The organism is Streptomyces sp. UNOC14_S4 (assembly GCF_020740835.1).
Lineage (GTDB): Bacteria > Actinomycetota > Actinomycetes > Streptomycetales > Streptomycetaceae > Streptomyces.
Window position 1 is genome coordinate 1 of the sequence record NZ_JAINFC010000554.1, and the last position, 4,833, is coordinate 4,833.

Here is a 4,833-nt window from a genome sequence, read left to right on the forward strand (position 1 = left end):
GCGTGCGAGCGGCCGTCGTGCGGCCACGCGGACTGGTCCAGCACGAAGGCGACCGCCGTGGTGCCCCGCCCGCGCAGCCGTGCGGCCACGGCCGCCTGCCGCTCGTCCAGCTCGCCGAAGAACGCCACCAGCAGCCCTCCGCCGCCCCCGCGCAGTGCCTCGTGGGCGGGGGAGAGGCTCTCCCCGTCGGAGTGGTCCACCACGGCCAGGGCGTCCAGCAGCAGGCCCGCCGCCTCCGCCGGGTCGCCGGAGAGGCCGCCCACGCCGTCCCGCCCCGGCACCGGGCTCCCGGCGTCCGTGAGCAGCCGCACCGAGAAGCCGCGCTCCAGCAGGTGCACCGCCGCGGAGGCGGCCCCCGCGACCGCCCACTCGAACGGCGCGCCGGGCCCCGCGCCCGCGTAGGCGACGCCCCGGGTGTCGAGCAGCACCGTGCAATGGGCACGCTGGGGCTGCTCCTCCCGGCGCACCATCAGCTCGCCGTGCCGCGCCGTGGCCCGCCAGTGCACCCGGCGCAGGTCGTCACCGTGCCGGTAACCCCGCGGAATGATGTCGTCCGAACCGGCCAGGGAGAGCGAGCGCTGCCGCCCGTCACCGTGGCCCGCGGCCTCGCCGCCCAACGGCACGGCGGGCAGCGGCTCGACGCGCGGCACCACGGTCAGGGTGTCGAACGCGCTGAAGCCGCGCGTCAGCTCGCACATCCCGAACGGGTCCGTCAGCCGCAGCTGCAAGGGCCCCAGCGGATAGCGGCCGCGCAGCTCGGGCCGGACGCGGTAGGACACCTCGCGGTGCCCGCCCGGCTCCACCCGGGCCAGCACGAAGCGCGGCCGCGGGCCCAGCACGTACGGCACCCGGTCCTGGAGCATCAGCAGGCCGGTGGGCAGCCGCGCGACGTTGTCGACCCGCAGCCGGACGCGGGTGTCGGAACCGGCGGCCACCCGGGAAGGTGACAGCGACCGGCTGCCCGTCACCCGGTGGCGGGTGCCGCGCAGCACGGCCACGCACACCAGCGGCAGCACCACCAGCAGCAGCCCGACCCGCAGCAGGTCGGCCTGCCCCAGCGCGTACGAACAGGCGGTGGCGGCGGCACCCGCCGCCAGGAAGGAGCGGCCGCGGGTGGTCAGCCCGCCGAGCGCCGCCCACAGGCCGCCGACCGCCGCCCGCTCCCGGCCGGCCCCCGGAGGACCCGTCCCCTCCTTCGTGTCCCTCGCGTCCCCCGCGGACATCACGGCCTCCGCGCGTCCTGCTGGGGGTGCCCGAGCGGCTGCTGCCGCCAGTGCGGTGCCGAGGGGTCGGGCACCGGGGTGTGCTGGAGGATCTCCAGCACGATCTGCTCGGCGGTGCGCCGGCCCAGCTGGGCCTGGGCCGTGGGCAGCAGCCGGTGCGCCAGCACCGCCACGGCCAGGGCCCGCACGTCGTCGGGGAGCGCGAACTCCCGCCCGGCCAGCGCCGCCGCGGCCTTCGCCGCGCGCACCAGGTGCAGCGTCGCCCGTGGCGACGCGCCGAGTCTCAGCTCGGGGTGGTGCCGGGTGGCGGTGACCAGGTCCACCGCGTACCGCCGGACGGGCTCGGCGACGTGCACCGCGCGGACCGCCTCGATCAGCTTGAGGACGTCATGGGCGTGCGCGACCGGCTGGAGGTCCTCCAGCGGGGCCGCCGCGCCGTGGGTGCCGAGCATCCGCAGCTCGGCCTCCGGGCTCGGATAGCCCATCGAGACCCGGGCCATGAAGCGGTCGCGCTGCGCCTCGGGCAGCGGATAGGTGCCCTCCATCTCGACGGGGTTCTGCGTGGCCACCACCATGAAGGGGGCGGGCAGCTCGTAGGTGTGCCCGTCGACGGTGACCTGGCGCTCCTCCATCGACTCCAGCAGCGCGGACTGGGTCTTGGGCGAGGCGCGGTTGATCTCGTCGCCGATCACGAGCTGGGCGAAGATCGCACCCGGCTTGAACTCGAAGTCCCGCCGCTGCTGGTCGAAGACGCTCACGCCCGTGATGTCCGACGGGAGGAGGTCCGGGGTGAACTGGATGCGCCGCACGGAGCAGTCGATCGACCGGGCCAGCGCCTTGGCGAGCATCGTCTTGCCCACGCCCGGCACGTCCTCGATCAGCAGGTGCCCCTCGGCGAGCAGCACGGTCAGCGAGAGCCGCACGACCTCGGGCTTGCCCTCGATCACGCCCTCCACCGCGCGGTGGATCCGCTCGGCCGTGGCCGTCAGCCCGCCCCCCGCGGGGGAACCTCCATGGCTCGCCAGCTCCTCATAGGTCGTCACCCGGCCCTCCTCGGCCCCTTCGCGCGGGGCCGCTTCCGGGGATTCGGACCGGCCCACCTGGACATGGACGCCGCCCCGCCGTGGCGGAGGCGGCTTCCACCTAGGCATTCTGGCTGTCCGGGCGGCCATCCGTCACCGCCTGTGGATAACTCAGCGCTGCGGGTCGATCTCGCGGAGCAGGCCGGTCGTCACGTCGAACACAAAGCCCCGCACGTCGTCCGTGTACGGCAGGAACGGCGAGGTGCGCACGCGCTGCATGGACTGGCGGACGTCCTGGTCGAGGTCCTTGAAGGCCTCGACCGCCCACGCCGGGCGCTGGCCGACCTCGGCCTCGATCTCGTGCCGGAAGTCCTCGGTGAGGGACAGCATCCCGCAGTCGGTGTGGTGGATGAGCACCACCGAACGGGTGCCGAGGGCCCGCTGGCTGACCGTCAGCGAGCGGATGATGTCGTCGGTGACCACGCCGCCCGCGTTGCGGATGGTGTGGCAGTCGCCGAGCTCCAGGCCGAGCGCGGCGTGCAGGTCGAGCCGGGCGTCCATGCAGGCGACGACGGCTACCTTGAGGACGGGTCGGGCGTCCATCCCGGGATCGGCGAACGCGGCGGCGTACTCGGCGTTGGCCTGAACGAGGCGGTCGGTGACGGTGTCCAGCTCCTGGACACGGCCGCCGGCGGAGCGCTGAGGCGTCGGCTGGGACGCGGGTATCGGCATAGGAACGACGGTAGTCGGCCAAGAGCGCGAGGGCCCGCCCCGCACGGGTAAAAAACGCCGCTGACATGCCCATCTGTGAGTCAAGACACACAAGGGCGGGTCATGCGGCCATTCGGGTGAGAGGCGTGCGGAGGCGCGCCGCCGCCGCGCTCCCGGCCCTTCTCCCCGGTCCCCGCGCGCGGCCATGGGACGCGCTGGCCGGTTGGTTGACCGAGGGGACGAGTGGACTAAAGTGGCGCGAAGTGGGAGGCCATCCGCTCCCCGTCGAACCGCACAGACCCGCACGCGCGCGACGCGAACGTACTTCCCGGCCTCCTCCCGCTCCCCGGTCGCCCGACGCCCCTTCCCCGGCGCCGGTCCGGCCGCTTCCCCTCGGGGCGGGCGGGGACCCGGCGGTGCGTACGCCCGCGTCCGCGGCCGGGCCCGCCGCAGAGCCGAAGATCAGAAGGGCGCATGAGCAGCAACGCGCGACACGTCCCCGTCATGCTCCAGCGCTGCCTGGACATGCTCGCCCCGGCACTCGCCGAGCCCGGAGCCGTGGTCGTCGACTGCACGCTCGGCGCCGGCGGCCACAGCGAGGCCCTGCTCAAGCAGTTCCCCGAGGTCCGGCTCGTCGCCCTCGACCGGGACCCCACCGCCCTCGCCCTCGCCGGCGAGCGGCTGGCTCCGTACGGTGAGCGCGCCACCCTCGTCCGCGCCGTCTACCACGAGCTGCCCGAGGTGCTCGAACGGCTCGGCATCCCCAAGGTCCAGGGCGTCCTCTTCGACCTCGGCGTCTCCTCCATGCAGCTCGACGAGGCCGACCGCGGCTTCGCCTACGCGCAGGACGCCCCGCTGGACATGCGCATGGACCAGACGACGGGCATCAGCGCCGCCGAGGTCCTCAACACCTACCCGCCGGGCGAGCTGGTGCGCATCCTGCGCGCGTACGGCGAGGAGAAGCAGGCCAAGCGCATCGTCTCCGCCATCGTCCGGGAGCGCGCGAAGGAGCCCTTCACCAACAGCGCCCGGCTCGTCGAGCTCATCCGCGACGCCCTGCCGCAGGCCGCCAAGCGCACCGGCGGCAACCCCGCCAAGCGCACCTTCCAGGCCCTGCGGATCGAGGTCAACGCCGAGCTGGCCAGCGTCGAGGCGGCCATCCCCGCCGCCGTCGCCGCGCTCGCCGTCGGCGGCCGGGTCGCCGTGCTGTCCTACCAGTCGTTGGAGGACCGCATCGTCAAGCAGGTCTTCGCGGCGGGCGCCACGAGCACCGCGCCCCCCGGGCTGCCGGTCGTGCCCGAGCGCTACCAGCCCCGGCTGAAGCTGCTCACCCGCGGCGCGGAGCTGCCCACCGAGGAGGAGGTCGCCGAGAACCGGCGGGCCGCCCCCGCCCGGCTGCGCGGCGCCGAGCGCATCCGGGAGGACACCCCGTGACGCCCGCCGCCCGCAGCCGGTCGTCCCGGCTGGGCAGGCTGCGGGCCACGGGTCCGGCCGGAGCCAGGCGCACCCCCTTCGTCTTCCTCGTGGTGGTGCTGCTCGGGTCCGGCCTGATCTCGTTGCTGGTGCTGAACTCCGCGCTCAACCAGGGCTCCTTCGAGCTCACCAAGCTCCAGCGCAAGACCACCGAGCTGACCGACGAGCAGCAGGCCCTCCAGCAGGACGTCGACCGGCTCGCCGCACCGGACGCGCTGGAGCGCCGCGCCCGGGAGCTGGGCCTGGTGCCGGGCGGCAACCCCGCCTTCCTCGCGCCCGACGGCACCGTCCGCGGCGAGCCGTCCCCGGCCACCGCCGACCCCGCGGGCTATGTCCCCCGCCGCGCCACCAGGCCGCAGAACGTCCCCGCGCCCGTGACCGTCCGGGTGCCCGCCCCCGTCCTG

The 4,833-nt window shown here is 74.9% G+C and carries 5 protein-coding genes; 2 read left to right on the plus strand and 3 right to left on the minus strand.

The annotated features are described in order from the left end of the window. From K6I34_RS31840 to K6I34_RS31850, 3 genes are all read right to left on the minus strand, one after another. Positions 1 to 1,223 (minus strand): DUF58 domain-containing protein (locus K6I34_RS31840; RefSeq protein WP_229331409.1); only part of this gene is annotated, 1,223 nt, incomplete at its 3' end. Further along, the gene (locus K6I34_RS31845) at positions 1,223 to 2,266 is read right to left on the minus strand and encodes a MoxR family ATPase (RefSeq protein WP_229331411.1); all 1,044 of its coding nucleotides are present in this window, start codon (positions 2,264 to 2,266) and stop codon (positions 1,223 to 1,225) included. The genes K6I34_RS31840 and K6I34_RS31845, both read right to left, overlap by 1 nt. 150 nt (positions 2,267 to 2,416) lie before the next feature. Continuing rightward, positions 2,417 to 2,977 carry a carbonic anhydrase gene (locus tag K6I34_RS31850; RefSeq protein ID WP_229331413.1) on the minus strand — a complete coding sequence of 187 codons (561 nt, stop codon included), beginning with the start codon at positions 2,975 to 2,977 and terminating at the stop codon, positions 2,417 to 2,419. 453 nt (positions 2,978 to 3,430) lie between these two features. On the opposite strand from K6I34_RS31850, the gene rsmH reads away from it, so the two are divergent. Both rsmH and K6I34_RS31860 read left to right on the plus strand, forming a co-directional pair. After that, positions 3,431 to 4,390, plus strand: a complete 960-nt coding sequence (gene rsmH / locus K6I34_RS31855) for a 16S rRNA (cytosine(1402)-N(4))-methyltransferase RsmH (protein WP_229331415.1) — start codon at positions 3,431 to 3,433, stop codon at positions 4,388 to 4,390. Then, a partial coding sequence (locus K6I34_RS31860; protein WP_229331418.1) for a septum formation initiator family protein occupies positions 4,387 to 4,833 on the plus strand: 447 nt, incomplete at its 3' end. The genes rsmH and K6I34_RS31860, both read left to right, overlap by 4 nt.

Coding starts and splice junctions, on each gene's coding strand:
- rsmH (WP_229331415.1), top strand. CDS start 3,431: ATGAGCAGCAACGCGCGACACGTCCCCGTCATGCTCCAGCGCTGCCTG.
- K6I34_RS31850 (WP_229331413.1), bottom strand. CDS start 2,977: ATGCCGATACCCGCGTCCCAGCCGACGCCTCAGCGCTCCGCCGGCGGC.